18 protein-coding genes are annotated in these 22,537 nt (G+C 56.8%); 6 read left to right on the top strand and 12 right to left on the bottom strand.

Going from position 1 to position 22,537, the window contains the following annotated elements:
- Positions 1-115 precede the first annotated feature (115 nt).
- The 5 genes from ABJI08_RS14880 to ABJI08_RS14860 all read right to left on the bottom strand — a co-directional run bounded on the left by ABJI08_RS14880 (position 116) and on the right by ABJI08_RS14860 (position 5,584).
- Positions 116-1,723 carry a carboxyl transferase domain-containing protein gene (locus tag ABJI08_RS14880; protein WP_348402626.1) on the bottom strand — a complete coding sequence of 536 codons (1,608 nt, stop codon included), beginning with the start codon at positions 1,721-1,723 and terminating at the stop codon, positions 116-118.
- Between the two features lie 17 nt (positions 1,724-1,740).
- The gene (locus ABJI08_RS14875; RefSeq protein ID WP_348402625.1) at positions 1,741-2,241 is read right to left on the bottom strand and encodes a lysozyme inhibitor LprI family protein; all 501 of its coding nucleotides are present in this window, start codon (positions 2,239-2,241) and stop codon (positions 1,741-1,743) included.
- Positions 2,238-3,401, bottom strand: coding sequence for an isovaleryl-CoA dehydrogenase (locus ABJI08_RS14870; RefSeq protein ID WP_348402624.1), 1,164 nt, complete (start codon positions 3,399-3,401; stop codon positions 2,238-2,240). Before ABJI08_RS14870 ends, ABJI08_RS14875 begins: the two co-directional genes overlap by 4 nt.
- Before the next feature lie 187 nt (positions 3,402-3,588).
- Entirely contained in the window at positions 3,589-4,782 is a 1,194-nt protein-coding gene (locus ABJI08_RS14865) for a DegT/DnrJ/EryC1/StrS family aminotransferase (protein ID WP_348402623.1), read from the bottom strand.
- Positions 4,783-4,912: 130 nt separating this feature from the next.
- Positions 4,913-5,584 (bottom strand): HAD-IA family hydrolase, encoded by a 672-nt coding sequence (locus ABJI08_RS14860; RefSeq protein ID WP_348402769.1) that lies wholly within the window; start codon positions 5,582-5,584, stop codon positions 4,913-4,915.
- A 139-nt stretch (positions 5,585-5,723) separates the two neighbouring features.
- Between ABJI08_RS14860 and glmU the strand changes: the two genes are divergently transcribed.
- From glmU to ABJI08_RS14845, 3 genes are read left to right on the top strand one after another with little or no spacing between them, the layout of a single operon-like run.
- Positions 5,724-7,076: a bifunctional UDP-N-acetylglucosamine diphosphorylase/glucosamine-1-phosphate N-acetyltransferase GlmU gene (glmU, locus tag ABJI08_RS14855; protein ID WP_348402622.1), complete on the top strand. Its 1,353-nt coding sequence runs from the start codon at positions 5,724-5,726 to the stop codon at positions 7,074-7,076.
- Position 7,077: 1 nt separating this feature from the next.
- Positions 7,078-8,901, top strand: coding sequence for a glutamine--fructose-6-phosphate transaminase (isomerizing) (glmS, locus tag ABJI08_RS14850; RefSeq protein ID WP_348402621.1), 1,824 nt, complete (start codon positions 7,078-7,080; stop codon positions 8,899-8,901).
- A 41-nt stretch (positions 8,902-8,942) separates the two neighbouring features.
- A complete protein-coding gene (locus ABJI08_RS14845; protein WP_348402620.1) occupies positions 8,943-9,620 on the top strand; it encodes a DNA alkylation repair protein in 678 nt (225 codons plus the stop codon).
- Between the two features lie 8 nt (positions 9,621-9,628).
- Here ABJI08_RS14845 and ABJI08_RS14840 read toward each other — a convergent pair whose 3' ends face one another.
- Positions 9,629-10,057, bottom strand: coding sequence for a hypothetical protein (locus tag ABJI08_RS14840; RefSeq protein ID WP_348402619.1), 429 nt, complete (start codon positions 10,055-10,057; stop codon positions 9,629-9,631).
- Positions 10,058-10,141: 84 nt separating this feature from the next.
- On the opposite strand from ABJI08_RS14840, the gene moaA reads away from it, so the two are divergent.
- Positions 10,142-11,149: a GTP 3',8-cyclase MoaA gene (gene moaA, locus ABJI08_RS14835; protein ID WP_348402618.1), complete on the top strand. Its 1,008-nt coding sequence runs from the start codon at positions 10,142-10,144 to the stop codon at positions 11,147-11,149.
- Positions 11,150-11,305: 156 nt separating this feature from the next.
- Here moaA and ABJI08_RS14830 read toward each other — a convergent pair whose 3' ends face one another.
- From ABJI08_RS14830 to argE, 4 genes are all read right to left on the bottom strand, one after another.
- Positions 11,306-12,469 (bottom strand): M20 aminoacylase family protein, encoded by a 1,164-nt coding sequence (locus tag ABJI08_RS14830; RefSeq protein WP_348402617.1) that lies wholly within the window; start codon positions 12,467-12,469, stop codon positions 11,306-11,308.
- Between the two features lie 25 nt (positions 12,470-12,494).
- Positions 12,495-13,661: a M20 aminoacylase family protein gene (locus ABJI08_RS14825; protein WP_348402616.1), complete on the bottom strand. Its 1,167-nt coding sequence runs from the start codon at positions 13,659-13,661 to the stop codon at positions 12,495-12,497.
- 24 nt (positions 13,662-13,685) lie between these two features.
- A complete protein-coding gene (locus ABJI08_RS14820) occupies positions 13,686-15,032 on the bottom strand; it encodes an FAD-dependent oxidoreductase (protein WP_348402615.1) in 1,347 nt (448 codons plus the stop codon).
- A 101-nt stretch (positions 15,033-15,133) separates the two neighbouring features.
- Positions 15,134-16,300: an acetylornithine deacetylase gene (gene argE / locus ABJI08_RS14815; RefSeq protein WP_348402614.1), complete on the bottom strand. Its 1,167-nt coding sequence runs from the start codon at positions 16,298-16,300 to the stop codon at positions 15,134-15,136.
- A 184-nt stretch (positions 16,301-16,484) separates the two neighbouring features.
- Between argE and ABJI08_RS14810 the strand changes: the two genes are divergently transcribed.
- On the top strand, positions 16,485-17,546 hold the full coding sequence (locus ABJI08_RS14810) for a hypothetical protein (protein WP_348402613.1): 1,062 nt from the start codon (positions 16,485-16,487) through the stop codon (positions 17,544-17,546).
- 62 nt (positions 17,547-17,608) lie between these two features.
- On the opposite strand, the gene ABJI08_RS14805 is transcribed toward ABJI08_RS14810, so the two are convergent.
- Positions 17,609-18,478 carry an alpha/beta hydrolase gene (locus tag ABJI08_RS14805; protein ID WP_348402612.1) on the bottom strand — a complete coding sequence of 290 codons (870 nt, stop codon included), beginning with the start codon at positions 18,476-18,478 and terminating at the stop codon, positions 17,609-17,611.
- A gap of 165 nt (positions 18,479-18,643) precedes the next feature.
- Complete coding sequence (locus tag ABJI08_RS14800) at positions 18,644-20,464, bottom strand: ABC transporter ATP-binding protein (protein WP_348402611.1); 1,821 nt, start codon at positions 20,462-20,464, stop codon at positions 18,644-18,646.
- Positions 20,465-20,759: 295 nt separating this feature from the next.
- Here ABJI08_RS14800 and ABJI08_RS14795 point away from each other — a divergent pair, with 295 nt between their 5' ends.
- A complete protein-coding gene (locus ABJI08_RS14795) occupies positions 20,760-22,460 on the top strand; it encodes a peptide ABC transporter substrate-binding protein (protein WP_348402610.1) in 1,701 nt (566 codons plus the stop codon).
- Positions 22,461-22,537: the final 77 nt, after the last annotated feature.

Here is a 22,537-nt window from a genome sequence, read left to right as displayed (position 1 = left end):
GAAGTCACTTCAGAGGGTTTCGTGACGTCTTTGTCGGTGTATGAAATTAGCTGGCGGTTTGTATTCATGTGTAGCAATGAAAAACCGGAATTGGCGTTACCTTTGAACGCCCCCATTACATCCGGAACACGCCAAAGCGTGTCTCCTCAATTGGGGCGTTCAGCGCAGCATTCAGGCTCAGAAACAACACGTCGCGCGTTTGGCGCGGGTCGATGATACCGTCGTCCCAAAGCCGCGCCGAGGCGTAAAGCGGGTGCGACTGGTGTTCGAACATGTCCAGCGTCGGTTGCTTGAACGCGGCCTCTTCTTCGGCAGACCATTCCTGTCCGGCCCGCTCGATCGCATCCCGTTTGACGGTGGCCAGTACCCCGGCCGCCTGTTCGCCGCCCATCACCGAAATTCGGCTGTTGGGCCACGACCACAGAAACCGGGGCGAATAAGCCCGCCCTGCCATGCCGTAATTCCCGGCGCCAAACGACCCGCCGACAAGCATTGTGATCTTGGGCACTTTAGTGGTGGCCACCGCCGTCACCAATTTGGCACCGTGACGCGCAATGCCTTCGCTCTCGTATTTCTGCCCCACCATAAAGCCGGTGATATTCTGCAAAAACACCAGCGGAATGGAGCGCTGCGAGCACAGCTCTACAAAATGCGCGCCTTTGGCGGCACTTTCGCTGTAAAGCACACCATTGTTGGCAATTATCCCAACCGGGCAACCTTTGACATGCGCAAAGCCACACACCAGCGTTTCGCCAAAGCGTTTTTTAAACTCGTCAAACCGCGATCCATCCACCACGCGGGCGATGACTTCGCGAATGTCATATGGCGTGCGCAATCCCCCCGGCACCACGCCCAGAATTTCCTCGGGGTCATAGGCTGGCTCTTCGGGCGAGGCCCAGTCAACCGTCTGTGGCCTGCTGCGGTTGAGATGCCCCACCGCCTGACGCGCCAGCGCCAATGCATGGGCATCGTCGTCTGCCAGATAATCGGCCACACCCGACAGGCGCGTGTGCACGTCGCCGCCGCCCAGATCTTCGGCGCTCACGACCTCACCCGTTGCTGCCTTGACCAAAGGCGGACCCGCCAGAAAAATCGTGCCCTGTTCCTTGACGATGATCGTGACATCCGACATCGCCGGAACATACGCCCCGCCCGCAGTACACGACCCCATGACAACGGCGATCTGAGGAATGCCCCTGGCGCTCATATTGGCCTGATTATAGAAAATCCGGCCAAAGTGGTCGCGATCCGGGAACACCTCATCCTGTTGAGGAAGGTTTGCCCCGCCACTGTCCACCAAATACACACAAGGCAAATGGTTCTGCTCGGCAATCTCCTGGGCGCGCAGATGCTTTTTGACCGTCATCGGGAAATAAGTGCCGCCCTTTACAGTGGCATCATTGCACACGACCATAACATCCTGCCCGCAGACACGCCCAATCCCAGCGACCACACCGCCCCCCGGCGCAGCCCCGTCATACATATCATGCGCAGCTGTGGCGCCGATCTCTAGAAACGGGCTGCCCGGGTCCAGCAATCCGGCCACGCGGTCACGCGGTAACATCTTACCCCGGCTCAGGTGGCGCGTTCGCGACCGTTCACCGCCACCCTGTGCGGCCAGTTGTGCGACGGCGCGCGCCGTTTCAATCATCTCAAGATGCGCAGCCCGGTTGGCCGCAAAATCATCTGATCCGGTCATGATCCGGGAAGTCAGTCTGGTCATCGTATCGTCCCGTTTGTCTATTGCGTCATCGCGTCGATTTCGAGGTAAAGCGCCTGTCTGGCTGTCAGGAACATATGGCACGACACCGTTGCCGGACCGCCCCCTGTTCCACCGCCCCATAAGGACCGTTCATAGTCACAAGTTGCATCACGGTAGCTGATCCAGCCACGCTGCATCAGCTTCAAAGCCTCAGCCTGACTGGGCGCGGCGCTGCCCAAATCTTTCATTTCGGCGTCCGTCGCACGGCGGATCGCCCTGACATTCTTGTAAGCCGCGTTGAGACGCGTATCCCAATACTGCCACTCGCGATCAAAACAGCCGGACATGCCAACCGTAGACCAACCGCCTTCTGTCTGCGCCATGCACAAATTGGCCGACTCTCCGATGCAGTGATCTGTGTTCCCGCCTGCCGGTACCGAAGCAAGGCATTGCTCGGTCGCAGTTGGCGAAAACACCAGCTCCTGCGCGCTCACCGGCGCGGCGCCCAAAACGCAAAGAGCTGCAGCCAAACGTTTCATGACTGCGCCGCCATCAATTCCCGACCGATCAGCATCCGGCGGATTTCGCTGGTTCCGGCTCCGATCTCCATCAGCTTGGCATCGCGGAACAGCCGCCCCACGGGGTTATCGCTCAGATACCCGGCGCCGCCCAGCGCCTGCACCGCCTGATGCGCCTGTGTCATCGCGACCTCAGAGGCATAAAGACAGCATGCGGCCGCGTCCTGACGGGTGATCCGCCCGTCGTCACAGGCCTTGGCGCATTCATAGACATAAGCCCGCGCCGAATTCATCGCCGTATACATGTCGGCAATCTTGCCCTGCATCAGCTGGAAATTCCCAATCGGTTGCCCGAACTGCTTGCGTTCGACCATATAGGGCATGACCTCGTCCAGACAGGCCGCGATGATGCCTGTCCCAATCCCGGCCAGCACAACCCGTTCATAATCCAGACCAGACATCAGAACGGCGACTCCACGCCCCTCTTCACCCAGCACGTTTTCAAACGGCACTTCGCAATCTTCAAAGATCAGCTCTGCGGTGTTTGATCCGCGCATGCCCAGCTTGTCGAAATGCGGAGAGGTCGAAAACCCTTTCATCTCTTTTTCGATCAGAAACGCCGTGATGCCGCGCGGGCCTGCGTCTGGGTCGGTTTTTGCATAAACCACCAGCGTGTCAGCGTCCGGCCCGTTGGTGATCCAGTATTTGTTGCCGTTCAGCACATAACGATCATTGCGTTTTTCGGCGCGCAGCTTCATCGACACAACGTCTGACCCGGCCGACGGTTCTGACATGGCCAGCGCGCCCACATGTTCGCCCGAAATCAGACGCGGCAGGTATTTCGCCTTTTGCTCATCTGTGCCGTTCAGCTTGATCTGGTTCACGCACAGGTTGGAATGCGCGCCATATGACAGCGACACAGATGCCGACGCCCGCGCCAGTTCCTCGATGACAATCACATGCGCCAGATAAGACATGTCTGCGCCGCCGTATTGCTCGGGCACTGTCACGCCCAGCAGCCCCAGATCACCGAATTCTTTCCAAAGCTCGTTGGGAAACGCATTCATCTGATCAACTTTGGCAGCCATCGGCTTGATACGCTCCTGCGCATACCGATGCACCATGTCCCGCAGCGCATTGATGTCTTCACCAAGATCGAATGTCATCGTGTGCATAAACATGCGCCACCCTCCCATTTATTGAACGCTTGTTCATTAAATACGCTGCCTGTGCGATTCTATCAAGTTTCTTTTGCGACAGGCCCCATCTCCAACAAAAAACGGGCACCTGAATTCAGGCACCCGTCTATCTTGACCCAAACGCCTCCTTGGAGAAGCGTCAAAACCTACCGATCTGCAGAAGTGGCTCCTATCCGCCCTGCCAAACAGCACCAACTTCGGCCCGAATGATCCGCGCAATCAGTGCATAATCGTCTAACGAAAATGTAAGCGGCACACGCATATCAACGATACCTTTCAACACCCGGTCCGTTCCGGGCATCGGCGCGCTGGGTGCGTATCGCCAACTGTCATATCGCGACGTAAACGCCTCTGGCTCGGCACCGCCAAACCACTTGAGATCCACACCACGCGCCCCGCAACGCGCCAGGACGTCATTGATCTTGTCCGCACTCCAATCCAACAGCAGAAACTGAATGGACGACCCAACAAAGGCCTCTCCCTCCGGGCGCTCAACAATCTGTAAACCGGGCGTGTTCCGCAAACCTTCTTCCAGCACCTGATACCGCGCATTCCACGCGGCGACCTGCCGGGACAGCTTACGCAACTGAGGTCTCAAAAGCGCGGCCCGCAAATTGTCCATACGACCTGACACATTCGGGGTCTCGTATTTCACCTTTTCAAACACTTCGGGTTCGGGCGCGGCCAGATGCCGATCATAAAGCATATAGGACCCGGACAAGATAACAGCCCGCGCCATCAGATCCGCGTCATCGCTGATCAGAAAACCACCTTCGCCGGAATTCAGGTGTTTGTAAGTCTGCGTGGAGTAACACGCCATAACCCCATGCCGCCCCGAAGGCACACCTTTCCAGTTGCCGCCCATCGTGTGCGCGCAATCTTCGATGACGGTCACACCCTTGGCGTCACACAAGGTCATCAAGGCATCCATGTCACAGATATGCCCGCGCATGTGGCTCAGCATCAAAACATCTGCCTGATCCACCTTGGCCGCCAAATCCTCCAGATCGATCATCAACTGATCCGTTACACCGACAAAAACCGGAACAGCGCCGACGCTGGCAATGGCCCCCGGCACAGGCGCAAGTGTAAAAGCGTTGGTTAGAACTTTGTCTCCGGGTTTCACACCAATCGCGCGCAACGCACAGCCCATCGCGTATCCGCCCGACGCCACAGCAAGGCAATATTTCGCCCCCACTTGCGCAGCAAATTCCTGCTCCAACAGCGCCGCTTCGCCCAGTTCGCCATCAGCAACGTTATAGCGATGCAGCCGCCCCGAACGCATCACGGCCACAGCCGCCTCAATCGCGTCTTCGGGGATTGGTTCCTGCTGGGTGAAATTGCCGGAAAATATCTCGCTCATCTGCTGCCTCGTACCGCCAAATCCTGTGCATCAGCGATACTGCACAGGTCATACCAACGCAATCATGACCGATATATCCAGATCGCTTTCCAGTCAGGACCCATCCGGGCGCACCCAAACAAAATACAGTTCAGCTGTTGCGCCCGATCAACGCCTGCACCAGGTCCGGCAATTCCGCATAATCATGCAGCAACGCATCCGGTTCCAACGCTGCCATATCTTCGCCACTGGGACCAAACGTCACCAAAACAGACGGCACACCCGCCGCGCGGGCTGTGTTGTGATCCGTATCGCTGTCACCGATTAAAATTGTCTTCGCAGGATCGCCACCCAATCGATGCACCGTTTCAATCAACGGCGCCGGATCAGGCTTGCGCACCGGCAACGTATCCGCGCCAACCAAAGCACCAAACGCGTCCCTTGCGCCCATCTCGCGCATCAGCTGATCCGCCAACGCCTCGGGTTTGTTGGTGCATATGCCAACGCCATACCCCAAATTGCGCAACGTACGAACCGCCTCCAAGGCACCAGGGTAGAAAACAGTATGTTCTGAAATCGCATCGCCATAAGCCTTTAACAGGATCGGGTAGTACTGATCGACAACCGCAGCGTCCATGCGCCCCAACCGTGTCAGACCCTCGGACAGCATGCGCCGCCCGCCACGCAACGCCACGCCCGCATCCGTATCGACACTCAGAACATCGCCAAACCCCATGTCGCGAAAACAATGGTTGGCCGCCGCGATCAAATCACCGCTTGTGTCCGCCAATGTACCGTCCAGATCGAAAACCACTGTCCGCATCATCTTGCCCCCTGCTCTGGATTGGCGCTATTCCGCGCATTGCTGTTACAACGCGCAATCAGTTTTGATGGCCATCAGCCTTGCGCCCTTGCTGTATGCGGATAAAACGGGCGCAACAGGAATACAAAGAGAAAACACCATGAGCACAGCACTCGTCATCCTTGCCGCAGGCAAAGGCACCCGGATGAATTCAGACAAGCCCAAGGTTCTGCACCAAATCGCCAACGCCCCAATGCTGGTGCACGCGATGCAGGCTGGCGCCGCGCTGGAACCCGCCCGAACTGTGATCGTGGCCGGTCATGGGTTTGAAGAAGTCCGCGCCGCTGTGGCGGATCATGACCCGGATGCTACGGTTGTCATGCAGGAAAGCCAAAACGGAACCGCTCATGCCGTTGATGCTTGCCGGGACGCGCTGAATGATTTTGACGGTGACGTGATTGTTCTGTTTGGCGACACCCCATTCGTAAGCGGCGAAACCTTGCAAAAAATGGTCAGCGCCCGACAGGATAACGCCGTGGTTGTGCTCGGCTTTGATGCACAGGACCCCGGCAAATACGGACGCCTCGTCATGCAGGGGGACAGTCTGGAAAAGATTGTCGAATTCGCAGACGCTTCACCTGAAGAGCGCGCCATAACATTTTGTAACTCGGGCGTAATGCTTGCACAACGTGCGCAGCTTTTTGATCTGATTTCTGCTGTTCAACCACACAATGCGCAAGGCGAATACTACTTGACCGACATCGTTGGCATCGCCCGCGACCGTGGTCTTTCCGTGACAGCCGTTGAATGTGACGAAGACGAAACGCTTGGCATAAATTCGCGCGCCCATCTGGCACAAGCCGAAGCGATTTTTCAGGACCGCGCGCGCGCCGAGCTACTGGATCTGGGCGTGACCCTGCAACAGCCCGGCTCTGTGATGTTGTCCTTTGATACGGTCATCGGGCGCGATTGTGTGATCGAACCCAACACGTATTTCGGACCCGGTGTCACCGTCGAAAGCGGCGTGCGCATCCGGGCATTTTCACATCTGGAAGGCTGCCATGTTTCCCGTGGCAGCATCGTGGGTCCTTATGCCCGCCTGCGACCGGGTGCCGAGCTTTCGGAACGCACGCATATTGGCAATTTCGTCGAGATCAAAAACGCGACGATTGGCGAAGGCAGCAAGGTGAACCACCTGTCTTATGTGGGCGACGCATCCGTTGGAAAAGGCACCAACATCGGCGCTGGCACAATCACCTGTAACTATGACGGCGTGATGAAGCATCAAACGAACATCGGCGACAACGCCTTTATCGGGTCCAACACAATGCTTGTGGCACCCGTCAGTATCGGCAATGACGCGATGACAGGATCAGGGTCGGTGATCACCAAAGACGTGCCGGATGCAGCCCTCGCCTTGGCCCGCGCTGAGCAGGTGACCAAACCGGGTCTTGCACGCAAATTGTTCGAAATGTTAAAAATGAAAAAGAAAAAGCGCGGCGAGGAGAGCTAAAATGTGCGGAATTGTAGGGGTTCTTGGGAGCCACGAAGCTGCGCCTCTCTTGGTAGAAGCGCTCAAACGTCTGGAATACCGCGGCTATGACAGCGCCGGGATTGCCACAGTAAACGATGGTGTGCTGGACCGCCGCCGTGCTGTCGGCAAGCTCGTCAATCTGTCTGACCTGCTGGTGCATAACCCGCTTCAGGGCAAGTCAGGCATCGGACACACCCGCTGGGCGACACACGGCGCACCCAGCGTAAGCAACGCCCACCCGCATCAGGCCGGACCTGTGGCGGTTGTTCACAATGGCATCATCGAAAACTTCCGCGAGCTGCGCGAAGAGCTGTCGGCAGCCGGAATTTCTTTTGTGACTGAGACCGACACGGAAACCGTCGCGCTCATGACACAACTTTACTTGGAAAAGGGCCTGTCTCCTGTTGAGGCCGCGCGAAAAACGCTGGCCCGTCTGGACGGAGCTTTTGCCCTGGCCTTTCTGTTCAAAGGTCAGGAAGATCTGATTGTTGCCGCCCGCAAAGGGTCACCGCTTGCGATTGGACATGGGGACGGCGAAATGTTTGTCGGTTCTGACGCCATCGCGCTGGCACCCATGACTGACCGGATCACCTATCTCGAAGAAGGCGACAGCGCTGTTATCACACGCTCCAGCCTTGAAATCCGCGACATTGACGGAAATCTGGCCAACCGGGCGGTCAAACAGATCAAAACGGATCAGGCCCGCGTCGACAAAGCCGGGCACAAGCACTTTATGGCCAAGGAAATCGCAGAACAGCCCACCGTGGTCGGGGAGGCTATTGATCACTACCTGTCGGGCGACGGAACACAGGTTGTTCTGCCTGATCCCGGTCTTGATTTCACTCAAATTGACCGGCTGACGATGGTGGCTTGTGGCACTGCGTCCTATGCTTGCCTGACGGCAAAGTATTGGTTCGAACAGATCGCCAGGATCCCCGTCGACGTGGATATTGCCAGCGAATTCAGGTATCGCGAACCACCCATCCCGGCCCGCACCGTTGCACTTTTCGTGTCTCAGTCCGGTGAAACGGCCGACACATTGGCGGCCTTGCGGTACTGCGAAGGCAAGGCGGAAAAAATCGTTTCTGTAGTCAATGTCGCAGAAAGCTCAATTGCGCGGGAAAGCAATCTGGCCCTGCCCATTCTTGCCGGAACCGAAATTGGCGTGGCTTCGACCAAGGCGTTCACCTGCCAACTCACGGTCCTGCTGTTGCTTGCCCTTAAAGCCGCAAGTGATCGCGGCGTTCTCAATTCCGAACAGCTGGCCGATCACCTGTCAGATTTGCGCGCCTTACCGGGTACGCTAAACGTGGCGCTGGAAACTGAACCTCAAATTGCCGAGGCCGCCCGCAAACTATCCGAGGCGCGTGATATCCTGTTCTTAGGACGTGGCGTGATGTACCCTCTCGCCCTTGAAGGCGCTCTTAAGCTAAAAGAAATCAGCTATATACATGCCGAAGCTTATGCGTCAGGCGAACTCAAGCATGGCCCCATCGCACTGATCGATAAACATGTGCCCGTTGTGGTGATGGCACCGCGCGACACGCTTTTTGACAAGACCGTATCAAATATGCAGGAGGTTATGGCCCGCAACGGCAAGGTGCTGTTGATCACGGATTCCCAAGGTATGTCCGAAGGATCAGACGGCACATGGGAAACCATTCAACTGCCTAAAGTGCCCGACATTCTCAGCCCGATCCTCTATGCGTTGCCTGCCCAATTGCTGGCCTATCATACGGCTATGGCAAAGGGTACGGATGTGGATCAACCGCGCAATCTCGCGAAATCAGTGACAGTCGAATAAATCATGCGCACAGCACAACACAAACCTTACCGGACCCTGACATGACACTTGAGGATGCCCTCGCCGCACTCACTGACTTGGTTGAACCTGGACGCGCCGAACAAATGGCGGTGTATCACAAACAATCCCGCACAGTTTTGGGCATTCCCAACACGGCCATTAACGATCTGACCAAAAACTGGCGGCGCACGCTGCCCGTTCCCGACCGAGTCGCGCTGGCACAGGCGCTATGGCAAACTGACATATTCGAGACGCGTCTGGCCGCAGCCAAACTCCTGACCCAGGCCCGGCTTCGCCCCGACACCGAGGCATGGGAGCTGATCCAGTCATGGGTTCCCGAGTTTGACAGCTGGGCAATTGCCAATCACGCCTGCATGGCGGGGCAAAAACGTCTGACCGCAGATCCCGCGCGCATCGAACAGGTCGAGACATGGACCACATCGGATCACATGTGGACCCGTCGCGCCGCGCTGGTCATTACATTGCCCTGGACCAAACAGAATTTTCCCAAACCCGGCGATCTGGAAATTCGTGACCGGGTTCTGGGCTGGGCCGCCGAATATGTTGTGGACCAGCAATGGTTTATCCAGAAAGGCATTGCCTGGTGGCTGCGCGATCTGTCCAAACACGATCCCGACAGGACCCGCGCTTTTCTGGACACGCATGGCGCGAAAATGAAGCCATTTGCACGCAAAGAAGCCGGCAAATACTTGCCCTAAACTTTGGTTTACTCCGCCGACACCTGAACTTCGCTCAGATCCGTCAAAGGCATCCCCAACGCCTGCATCGCCTGCAGCGAAATCCGGCTTCCCGCGCCGCTTTCGCCCTCGATCGGGATCAATGTCACTGACGCCGTTTTCCCGCTCCAGCGCACCGTCCCGGGCCGTGTTTTGGCCACCAGCGGCGTCTTTAGCCACATCCCGGGCTCAGTCGCGGCCCCTAGCGACGCTACCGTGGTGCCCAGAACGCCCCTGTTCGCTTCCGGGCGGTCAACGACAGCTACGGGTTCAATGTCGACAGGCTCAGGGCTCACAACGTCACTGGGTGACGGATCTGATACAGACGTCTGACCGCTGTCGCGCTGCAACCAGCCGATATTGACTTTGTCACAACCCGCAACACTCAAAAGAAACACAATAATCCAAACTCTTTTCATATCTCAGATACTGCACCTGAATTTCGACAGCTTCAAGTCGCACAACACTTGCTCAAGCAGGCATTCGCCACTACCTATGGTGCCATGACAACACCATTGATCGATCCCTTTCAGCGCGCCGTGAATTACCTGCGTGTCTCCGTGACAGACCGGTGCGATTTCCGCTGCGTCTATTGCATGGCCGAAAACATGACCTTTCTGCCTAAGAAAGAGCTTCTAACTCTGGAAGAACTGGATCGCATGTGCACCACTTTTGTACGGCTCGGCGTACAGAAACTGCGCATCACCGGGGGCGAACCGCTGGTGCGCCGCGACATCATGACGTTCTTTCGCGCCATGAAACGCCATCTGGACAGCGGCGACCTGAAAGAGCTGACACTGACCACAAACGGCTCTCAGCTCGAACGGTTTGCGGGCGAATTATATGCGTGCGGCGTGCGGCGTGTGAACATTTCGCTTGATACAATCGACGAAACCAAGTTTGCCGACATCACCCGCTGGGGCCGTCTGCCTCAGGTGATGCGTGGTATTGATGCGGCTCAGGCGGCGGGATTGCGTGTCAAAATCAACGCCGTCGCCCTCAAAGGCTTCAACGAAGACGAATTGTTCACGCTGGCCGAATGGTGCGCCGACCGGGATATGGACATGACCTGGATCGAAGTGATGCCAATGGGTGATCTGGGCAACGAGGATCGCCTGGATCAGTACTGGTCCCTCAACGATCTGCGCGCGCGCCTTGCAGAACGCTATACGCTCAGCGATCTGACCGAACGTACCGGCGGCCCGGCCCGCTATGTGCGGCTGGAAGAAACCGATCAAAAGATCGGCTTTATCACGCCGTTGACCCATAATTTCTGCGAAAGCTGCAATCGCGTGCGCCTGACCTGCACCGGACAGCTCTTTATGTGCCTGGGCCAGGAAGACATGGCCGACCTGCGTGCGCCCCTGCGCGCAAGCGATACGGACGACGTCACACTTGAAGAGGCCATTCGCGCCGCGATCCGGCTCAAGCCCAAAGGGCATGATTTCGACTATTCACGTCAGGCAGTTGACGGTCAGATGTCGCGCCACATGAGCCATACAGGCGGCTGACATACGGGCTGGCTGACAACAGCACGGCGCGCCACGCCCATCACGGGAACACGTCCCCGCCTCGGCTTCATTTTGCCGAAAATACTCTGGGGTGAGCGATACCTTTGCATAGCAAAGGCATCGTGAGGGGCAACGCCCCTCCTCCCAACCTCACAATTATGCCGCCGGCATACGTTTCTCGACAATTTCGGCCCACCAGCTGCATCCAGCCGGAATAGCTTCGTCGTTAAAGTTATATTCGGGGTGGTGCACCATCGCCGTGTCACCATTGCCCACCAGAATATAGGCACCGGGACGCTCTTCCAGCATGAACGCGAAATCCTCGCCGCCCATCACCAAAGGCGCATCTTCACATTGCCCACTTACCGAACGCGCCACATCCGCAGCAAATTCGGTCTGCTCTTCGCTGTTCACCATCACCGGATACCCCCGGTTATAGTCGACATCCACCGATCCGCCAAATGTCGTCGCCACTCCAGCGCACACATCCTTGATCCGGGTTTCTGCCAGATCGCGCATGGCACGGCTCATGGTGCGCACCGTGCCCTTCAACTGCACTTTTTGCGGAATAACGTTATGGGCGTTGGACGAAGTTTCAAAGGATGTCACCGACACCACAATCTGATCCACCGGGTCTGCATTGCGGCTGGCAATGGTCTGCAACGCCAGCACCGCCTGTGCGGTCATCACCGTTGTGTCAATCGTTTCATGCGGCTTGGCAGCGTGCCCGCCTTTACCTTCAAACGCGATGTCAAACGTATCCGTGGCAGCAAAAAACGCCCCCGGACGAATGGCAAACGCCCCAACCGGCTGACCCGGCCAGTTGTGCATACCATAGACTTCCTGAATGCCCCAGCGATCCATCATCCCGTCATCGCACATCTCTTTGCCGCCGCCGCCGCCTTCTTCGGCGGGCTGAAAGATCACCACAACCGAGCCGTCAAAATTGCGAGTCTCTGCCAGATATTTGGCGGCCCCCAGCAACATCGCCGTGTGCCCATCATGGCCGCAGGCATGCATCGCGCCATCGGTCTTGGACGCATAATCCAACCCGGTTGCCTCAAGGATAGGCAGGGCATCCATATCCGCACGCAGGCCAATCACCTTGCCCGCGCTGTCAGATTTGCCTTTGATCACCCCAACAACACCAGTGCGGCCAATCCCGGTGACAATCTCGTCACACCCAAATTCCTTAAGTTTTTCAGCAACAAGCGCGCTTGTGCGATGCGTTTCAAACAGGATCTCGGGATGCTCATGCATATCGCGACGCCATTCGGTGATTTCTGCCTGCAATTCTGCAAACCGGTTTTTTACGGGCATTGGTTTTCGCTCCTACGTGACTGGTTCAATCCAGCGCCATTCGGCGCTCGACCATTTCCGCGAACCAGCTACACCCAGCCGGGATCGCGTCATCATCAAAATTATATGCGGGATGGTGGCACTGTGCGCTGTCCCCATTGCCAAGAAAGATATAGGCTCCCGGGCGCTCTTCAAGCATGAAAGCAAAATCTTCGGCTGGCATGATCGGATCAACATTGTCATCCACATCCCCCGCCACGACCCGCGCGGCTTCGGCGGCATAAACGGTCTCGGTCTCATGGTTGACCGTTGGTGGATAGCCATCTTGCCAGTCCATCACCGCCGTCGCGCCAAACGCTGACGCCGTATCTTTGGCAATGCGCAATATACGTTCTTTGGCCAGTTCGCGGTTCTCGGCATCCAAAGCCCGCACAGTGCCTTTCATGCGCACCTGATGGGCGATGATATTTGACGCCACACTGTCGGTTTCAAACGTGCCCACCGTGACCACAACCCGGTGCAACGGGTTCACATTCCGCGCGACAATCGATTGCAAAGACACGACAATCTGCGCCGCAACCAGGGTTGTGTCCACCGCTTCATGCGGGGCGGCTGCGTGCCCCCCCTTGCCAGTTACAGTGATCTCAAACTCGTCCGCCGACGCCAGCAACGCCCCGGGGCGGATGGCAAACTGACCCACTGGCAGACCGGGCGCATTGTGCAGGCCGTACACCTCCTGAATGCCCCATCGCTCCATCATCCCGTCGTTGCACATTTCCTTGCCGCCGCCGCCACCTTCTTCGGCCGGCTGAAAGATCATCACCGCCGTTCCATCGAAATTGCGGGTCTCTGCCAAATACTTGGCCGCCCCCAACAACATCGCCGTATGTCCGTCATGGCCGCAGGCGTGCATTTTGCCTTCAACTTCAGAGGCATAATCCAACCCCGTCGCCTCGTGGATTGGCAGCGCATCCATATCTGCACGCAGCCCAACAACCCGCCCTTTGCTGTCCTGCCGCCCCTTGATCACTGCCACCAAACCCGTCCGCCCGATGCCGGTGGTGATCTCGTCCACACCAAACTCTTTCAGGCGAGCTTCGACAAAGGCTGCGGTCTCGTGCACATCGAACATAAGCTCGGGATTTTTGTGCAGGTGACGACGCCAACCGGTGATCTCTTCCTGCATTTCTGCAAAGCTATTCTTTATTGGCATCCCCTGCCCCCCTTGTCGCAAATTCTAAAGGTCAGGTCCCAACTCCAGACGCGACCCATCGCTAAACCTGGAATACCGGAACCGTGTCAGATCATGCCCCACATCGTCGCCGCTGACCAGATCGGCCATGATCCGACCAAATCCCGGTCCAATGCCAAAGCCATGCCCGCACATGCCGGTACAAATACTCAGCCCGGGCACGGGCGCGCGGTCCACAACCGGTACAATATCGGGCATCGTGTCGATCATCCCGGCCCAGCTTGTCGTGATCCTGACATCGCCCAGGGCCGGAAACAAGGCCTGGAACCCGGCTCTGACCTGTTCGACTTTACCCGCATTGGGCGCCGGGTTCAGAACACGCATGCGTTCAAACACCGTTTCCTGATCCGCGTCCCAATTCCGTTTTGTAGACCACCCGTCCGGATACCCTACCTCTGGCGAAAACGGGCGATATGTCGTGCCAAAAGGCGCGCGGCGCAGTTGCGGCACAAATTTTGGCACATTGCGCAGCGCATCCCATCCCACAAAAAGCTCGTGATACCCAGCGGCGGCCAGCGTATAGCCGCCGTCGCCCCGCCTGCGAAACGCCAGAGACTCGCCAACCGCGCCGCCTTGATAGACATCAGGTAGTGCCTGAGTCGCCGCCACAGTGGCTCGGACCGATAATTGAGGGATCGACACGCCTTCGTTGCGCAGAAACAGCGATGACCACGCGCCGCCAGCCACGATCACCTCTGGCGCCCGGATCAAGCCGAACTCTGTCACCACACCGCTGATCCGCCCACCCGAACGGTCCAACACCCGCGCCGCACAGTTTTCGACAATAACCGCCCCGGCCCGCACCGCTGCACGCGCAATAGCCGGTACAGCCACCCATGGTTCGGCCTTCATGTCCGAAGCGGTGTGCAATCCGGCCGGAACGCTTTGGGTCATGCCCGGGATCAACGCGTCAACCTCGCGCGATGACAATATCCTGCTGTCCACGCCCAACGGCACGGCGTCTTTTAACCAGTGCTCGTAACGCGTGGTTTCAGCCTCGCCGCTTGAGAAATATGTCAGCCCGCAGGTAGAGAGCCCAATATCCGCGTCCAGATCAGCAGCAATCTCATTCCACAATCGATTGGCTTCGATCATGATCGGCAACTCAACCAGATCGCGCCCCTGTTGGCGAATCCAGCCCCAATTGCGCGATGATTGTTCACCGGCAATGCGCCCTTTCTCCAACAGCACAGGACGCAACCCTTTGCGGTCCAGATAATACGCGGTGCTCACACCAATCACGCCGCCACCAACGATCACTACATCCGCCTCGGTCGGCAATGGTCCGGCATGTTCAATCGGATTGCGCAGGGAAATTGGAAATTCTGACATCGCCCGCCTCGTGGGTTTCGCCCGCGCTGTAACAGGCGGCATAATCAGCGCAAATATCTATGACGCGATCAAGCCAATCACGCAATGTGGGCGTCGGCTGGTCACTCTTTCAGCGTTTCCACAAGTTTGCGCATGAAACTCTGGCCGCTTTCAAACTGTGCCACACTCAAAAATTCATCCGGCTGATGCGCCTGCGCAATATCGCCGGGGCCACAAATCACCGCAGAGTAACCAGCGTTCTGAAAATGCCCAGCCTCGGTGCCATAACTCACCACCCGCGCCGCATTGTCCCCGGTGATCTGGCGCACAATCAATTCCGCTTCGCCGTCTTCTTCGGGCTTCAAAGCAGGCACGCCGAAAAACTCTGCCATTTCGATATGCGTTTCGGGCACCACCGCCTGCATTTCCGCTTCAATCTCTGCGGCCTTTGCGCGGGCTCTGGCGGTCCAGTCCTCGACGGCATCGCCGGGTACAAACCGGAAATCCAACCCAAACCGACAATCCAGCGCCGTGATGTTATGCGCGGTTCCACCCTCAATCTGTCCGACATGCAACGTGGTCCACGGCGGGTCAAACACCGCGTCCATTCCGGTCGGTTCAACCGCACGGTTCGCCGCATTCATCTCATTGGCCCACTCGATCAGCTTGGCACCATACATGATCGCATTCGCGCCGGTATGCATGATCGAACTGTGCACTTCAAAGCCGCGCACATGCACATGAAACCCGGTACCGCCTTTGTGCCCCGTCACCGCCCCCATCATCGAGGGTTCTCCAACGATCACGGCACTGCCCTTGGGCAATACCGCATTCATGCTTTCAATCAGAGGTGGCGCACCGGTACAGCCAATTTCCTCGTCATAACTCAGCGCCAACTGCAAAGGGCGCGTCACCCCGGCGTAATGCGCCTCGACCATGGCCCAGATCGCGAGCGCGTCAAACCCCTTCATGTCACAGGTGCCCCGGCCAAACAGCTTGCCGTCTTTTTCAGTCACGACAAACGGATCCGTGCTCCAGGGTTGCCCGGCCACTGGCACCACATCCGTATGCCCGGACAACACAATTGCGCCCTCTACCTTAGGCCCGACATGTGCAAACACCGCTGCTTTATCGGCTGCGGTTTCATGCGGATGGCGAAACGTCTCGATGCCATGGCTGCCCAGATAGGTTTCGACCCAGTCGATCAATGGCAGATTGGTGTCATGGGACACGGTTGGAAACGACACCAGCTGGTCCAGAATATCGCGTGGGGAAAGGGTTTCAGGCATGTGGTCTCCGTTCGAAATCTCGATACACGCTAACCTACCCTTATGCCGTTGGACAGAGCCCAAACAAGAGATTTCAACCGCACGTCCCAACCCGAATTTCGCACCAGGGTCAATTCGTGTTATGGTAGAGTAGATCGCACAGCTCCAGATGCCTGTATTTGCGTAATCAAATAAGGAACGCGCTATGACCATTGACCTTGGAATTACACACAACGACGTCCTCAATGCGCTCGGAGACGAAAAAATCCGAAAGCTTGTTCAGCTCAAAATGGGCGCGGCAAATCCGCAAACAGGGTTCAAAACGATGTCGCCGAATGTCACGATTGAACCGGCTCCAACCACGCCAAGCCCCCGGCGGACAATCACTTGGAACATGGGAATGTTGGTGTCTGTTTCCGAAGAAGGCACACGCAAGAAATTCCAGCGTATTGTCGGCGCGTTGCTACGCGCAGCAAACGGGCTTGGTGGCACCGTAGCCACCGGTGCCGGGCTTGTTCCGGCAAATGCCGAGGCCGCCGTAAACATCGCGATCAATACGATTGGAGATATCGACGACATTCTTGACCACACTCAGGCGGACAGATCGCTGTCCATTGACCAGCTAAAAGTGGCCCTGAACAACAGACAAGGCCGCACGGTTACGCTCAAGGCGCGCATAGCGATAGATGCGCGTTGGGCTACTGACGATCCGACCTCCTCAGACAACAAAGCCTGGATTGAGATCGAAAACCTTAAAATTGGAGCAGGTGCCACCTTTCACGCCAATCCCCCCACATATGACGTGGATGACTGGGACCCGACGGACTCGTTCCCCAGCGGCTCTCATACCGGCCGTTCCTTTCTAAATTCAGGAGGGCGTCGTGACCGGGTGGGTGCGATGATGACGCAGAACAGCACAAACCCGACGAGCTGGCTGTTAGAGGCCGAAGCGCCAATGGATCGGGATCAGACCACGGTCGACGCATTCGCGACGATCAGCGCACTGACCTGGTCGGATACGGTCATTGTCGAAGTCAAACGGATCATCCTTGAACTGGAGGTCGACGAAAGCCCGGCCGATAACGAAACCGCGATTGAAGATGCCGAAAAAGCCATTTCAACTTTCGAAGAACTGGTCGAACATCTGCGCGTCATGGCAGAAACGTCGCCCACGGCGGAAATCCGTGAGATGTACCGGGTTCAGCTGTCGAATATTAACAGCCAGTTGCTTGGGTTGAAAAACTATCTGAAAACTCTGACAGAATAAGCTGGGCGCACCTATTTTTGCCAAGGCTGGTCGTGGAAGACTACGTAACGTAACCAAAGCGGTCACCTACTGGACGTGGAAACAGACCTGATGAACTGACGCAACGCCTTTAGCGCCTCGTCCGGTTTGTCTCCGACAACGCCATGTCCGCACCTATCAAATCTGATGTAATGCGTTTGATCAGCTCGCAGCCCCGCGACCAGCGCATCGCTAAACTCCGGTGGTGTAATCGGGTCTTCTTCTCCGACCATGACAAGTGTGGGGCAATTGATTTTCGATAACCGATCGCGGAAGTCAAATCGACCATGTTCATTGTTCGGACCGTTAAACCACAAGGCCGTTTCATTGCGCCATAAAATGCGCACAAGCCAATCCGAAGAGTTATCCTCGGCGAAATCGTAAAACGGAACGCAACGATCCCGATACAAAGCGCGCCCTTCGTCTGTTGGATTTTCCCAATACGCCTCGGCGATCTTGCTTATTTCTTCCCCACCAACACGATGGAAAGCGTCATAGACAGCCGGAAATTCCACCTTCGCTGATGTGCTGATCAAAGCAAGGCCACTGGCGTGATCAGGATACTTGGTAGCATAGGCAAGCGTAACAAACCCACCGAATGACGTTCCAATCACAATAGGCTTTTCGATGCCTAAAGCGTCGCACAAACCCTTTAAGTCATCGGCCCACTGTTCCAGAGTCCAAGTGTCTTCATCACAAAGGTCACTTCGACCGTTGCCGCGATGATCGTAATATACGACCTGCGCAATATCCGTGAGTTGAGAGAAAAACGGTTTTGAAACAGTGTGATCAGCGCCCGGACCACCGTGAACCATCACAACGGTTGGTTTTTCCCGCATTACAGAGCCATCGGGCGTAACCCCTTCGCCATCCACATCGAAATAAAGCTTTGCGCCGTTGACCGATACAAACATGGATAATCCCCAAAAATCTTGGCTTCCGATTTACAGGTTTTCCTAGGATCGCAAAGTCTACAAGGACAAAAGGCCGTTAGGTCAAGACATAGCCCACGTTTGCACTTCAGCGTCGCATTGCAACGTTGTCGGAGGGCTCGTGGTCAAACATGATGCGTTTCGCGATCAATAACCGCTATCCGAAATCAACACCTTATGGCCAGGGGCGACTTCCTTGTATTCCGATGGCCCTGCCTCGTATTCAACCGGGTGAATTGGCGACGGTATCGGTTTGAAATTCAGGTCCTTTTCAGACTTGCGCTGGTTCGGATCGGCAATCGGAACGGCCTTCATCAACGCTTGGGTATAGGGGTGCTGCGGGTTCTCAAACACCTCGCGGCGCGGTCCGATCTCGACAATCCGACCCAGATACATCACGCCGACATGATGGCTGACACGTTCGACCACGGCCATGTCATGGCTGATAAACACATAGGAAATGCCAAGCTCTGCCTGCAGCTCCATCATCAGGTTCAACACCTGCGCCTGCACCGACACGTCCAGCGCCGATACTGCTTCGTCAGACACAATTAGCTTTGGGTTCAGCGCCAGGGCACGCGCAATCGCGATGCGCTGACGTTGCCCACCCGACATTTCATGAGGATACCGATTCATGAAACTGCGCGGCAGCTCGACCCGGTCAAACAACATCGCAACACGGTCCATCATTTCCGAGCCACTATGCGTGCCATAATTGCGCATCGGCTCGGCAACCTGATCGCTCAGTTTCATCTGCGGGTTCAGCGATGCAAACGGATCCTGAAAGATCATCTGCATGTCCTGACGCACCCGATGCATGTCCTTTGCGTTCAGGCTCAGCACATCCACCCCGTCAAATTCCACATGGCCCGATTGCGGCTCAACCAGTCGCAACAAAGACCGCCCGGCGGTGGATTTGCCGCATCCCGACTCGCCCACCAGCGACAGGGTTTGTCCCTTGTTCACCGTAAACGACACATCCTCGACCGCATGCACATTGGCCACGGTCCGCCGCAAAAGCCCCCCCTGCACCGGGAACCGCGTCGTCAGATTTTTCACCGTCAGAATCGGCTGATCCGTGCCCGGAATAGGCGCGGTCGAATGGCTGTCATCGCCAAACAGCTTCATCGGGCTGGGCACATCCGTCCCCGACATATCCCCCAGCTTGGGCACCGCCGCCAAAAGCGCCTTTGTGTAATCATGCGTCGGGTTCGAGAAAATCTCGTGCACCGTGCCTTCTTCGACCTTGTTGCCGCGGAACATCACCACAACCCGGTCCGCCATCTGGGCCACAACCGCCATGTCATGAGTGATAAACATCACCGCCGTGCCAGTTTCCCGTTTTAGACGATCCATCAAGGCCAGTATTTCCGCCTGAATGGTCACGTCCAGCGCCGTTGTCGGCTCGTCAGCAATCAACAGGCGCGGCTCGCAGGCCATCGCCATGGCAATCACCACGCGCTGGCGCATGCCACCGGACAATTCATGCGGATATTGATGCAAACGCCGTTCCGGCTCGGGGATGCGCACTTCACGCAAAAGGTTCAATGCACGGGCTTCTGCGTCGTCTTTTGACAGTTTTTTGTGCAGGCGCAGGCCTTCGGTCAGTTGTCGACCCACCGTAAAGACCGGGTTCAGTGCTGTCATCGGCTCCTGAAAAATCATGCCTATTTCATTGCCACGAATCGTGCGCATCAGATCCTGATCCGTATTCGCCAGATCCGCTTCGCCGTCTTCGCGCCGGTCAAAAAGCAACCGACCACCGGTAATTTCGCCGCCGCCGAACTCGACCAGGCGCATCAGCGACAGGCTGGAAACCGATTTTCCCGACCCGGATTCGCCAACAATACATACGGTTTCACCCGGGTTGACCTGAAACGACACGTCCTCAACACCAACAACCGGACCATCCTTGGTCTGGAACTCGACCCTCAGGTTCTCGATTGAGGCAATTGCTTTGTCCAGCATTGGTCCGGCTCCCCGCGTCTGGTTTGTTCATGTTCCCAAGGCCCGACGCTAACGACAGGTCCGCCCCAAAGTCAAACCTATGCGGCCGCGCAACCAAGTGGCGCGACGTCAAGTTGAAAGGAACCCTTGCAATTTCCCAGCGGCTGGTCTGAGATACCTACAGTCGAGAGGGGATGTTGTAACGGTTGGCTTCGCTAATGCGATCAGCGATCTGTTTTCTTCTCTTATGACACACAAAAATGGACGGGCTTAAACCGTCCGCTACGCACATCAAGTGCGCAACAAGGAGTGTAAGATGAAAGCTAAGACCCTTATGCTAGGCGCTGCAGCCGCCTTTGCGATGGCCCCGGCGGCTATGGCAGAGCGTGGTTCAGATGGCCATGTAAACATTATCTATTGGCAAGCGCCTTCGATTTTGAACCCGTATCTGTCCAGCGGAACCAAAGACATCGAATCTGCCGCGTTGGTTATCGAACCACTGGGCCGCTACGACCCGAATGGCGCGCTGGTGCCCTATCTGGCCGAAGAAATTCCGACCACAGCCAATGGCGGCGTTTCGGAAGATCTCAAGTCAATCACATGGAAACTCAAGTCCGGCCTGCTCTGGTCTGACGGTTCTGCAGTGACCTCAGCCGACGTGAAATTCACCGCCGACTACTGCATGGACCCGGAAGGCGGCTGTGCACAGCTGGCCAAATTCGAAGGCGTGGACAATGTTGAGGTCGTTGACGACCTGACCGTCACCGTGCACTTCTCTGAGCCCAAACCAAACCCTTATGGCCCGTTCATGGGTGGCCAGTCTCCGATCATCCAGATGGCACAATTCAAGGATTGCATGGGCGCCAAGGCACCTGAATGCACCGATGCCAACTTTGGCCCGATCGGCACGGGTCCGTTTGTTGTGGATGAATTCCGCACCAATGACGTGATCTCCATGTCTGCCAACCCGAACTACCGCGATCCGGCCAAACCGGCCTTTGCGACGCTGACCTTCAAAGGTGGCGGGGATGCAACAGCTTCGGGCCGTGCGGTTCTGGAAACCGGTGAATTCGACTACGCTTGGAACCTGCAGCTTGCACCCGACGTATTGGCCAAAATGGCCGAAGGCGGCAAAGGCAAAACCGTTGCAGCATTCGGATCGCTGGTTGAACGTATCGAAGTCAACCTGACTGATCCGTCACCGGACCTGCCAGAAGGCGAACGCGCTACTGCCAAGCATCCACACCCGTTCCTGACCGACATCAACGTACGTCAGGCACTGTCGATGTCCATCGACCGCAACCTGCTGGTTGAAATCGGCTATGGTCAGGCGGGTCGTCCGACCTGTAATCTGGTTCCCGGACCTGCTGTTTACGCATCCGACAACACAGCGTGTCTGACGCAAGACATCGCGGGCGCCAATAAGTTGCTTGATGATGCTGGCTGGACCAAAGGCGCTGACGGCGTGCGCACCAAAGACGGAATGCGCCTGTCGCTTCTCTATCAAACATCTACCAATGCTGTACGTCAGGACTTTCAGGCTCTGATCAAACAGTGGTGGAGCGAGATTGGTGTTGAAACCGAACTGCGTAACCTGAATGCATCGGTCTACTTTGGTGGTGATCCGGGTTCGCCCGACACATTCCAGCGTTTTTATGCGGACGTTGAAATGTACGCCAACAACTTTGACGGAACCGACCCGGAAAGCTACCTGTCCCAGCACACCTGTGACAAATTCCCGGGCCCGGATTCTCAGTGGCAGGGTGAAAACATCAACCGCTACTGTGACCCTGCGTTTGATGCCATGATTGCAGAGCTTTCCAAGACGTCTGATCTGGAAAAGCGTTATGAGCTCTCCAAAAAGCTGAATGACATGCTGACCAAAGACTCGCACGTCATCATCGCTCTGGTGGATCGCGGTCGTGTTTCCGCACATGCCAACTCTTTGGGCGGCGTTGTCCTGAATACATGGGATGCGGAAACCTGGAACGTTGCCGACTGGCATCGGGTCAAGTAACCCACGGATTTGGGGCGGGCATGGTGCCCGCCCCTTTTCTATCTGGTGCCGGGTAGGCAGGTCGCTGCCCGACGCTC

This window comes from Shimia sp. (genome assembly GCF_039969785.1).
Classification (GTDB): domain Bacteria; phylum Pseudomonadota; class Alphaproteobacteria; order Rhodobacterales; family Rhodobacteraceae; genus Shimia.
The sequence above is the reverse complement of the archived record's forward strand: the minus strand, read 5'-3'. Positions and strand labels throughout refer to the sequence as shown.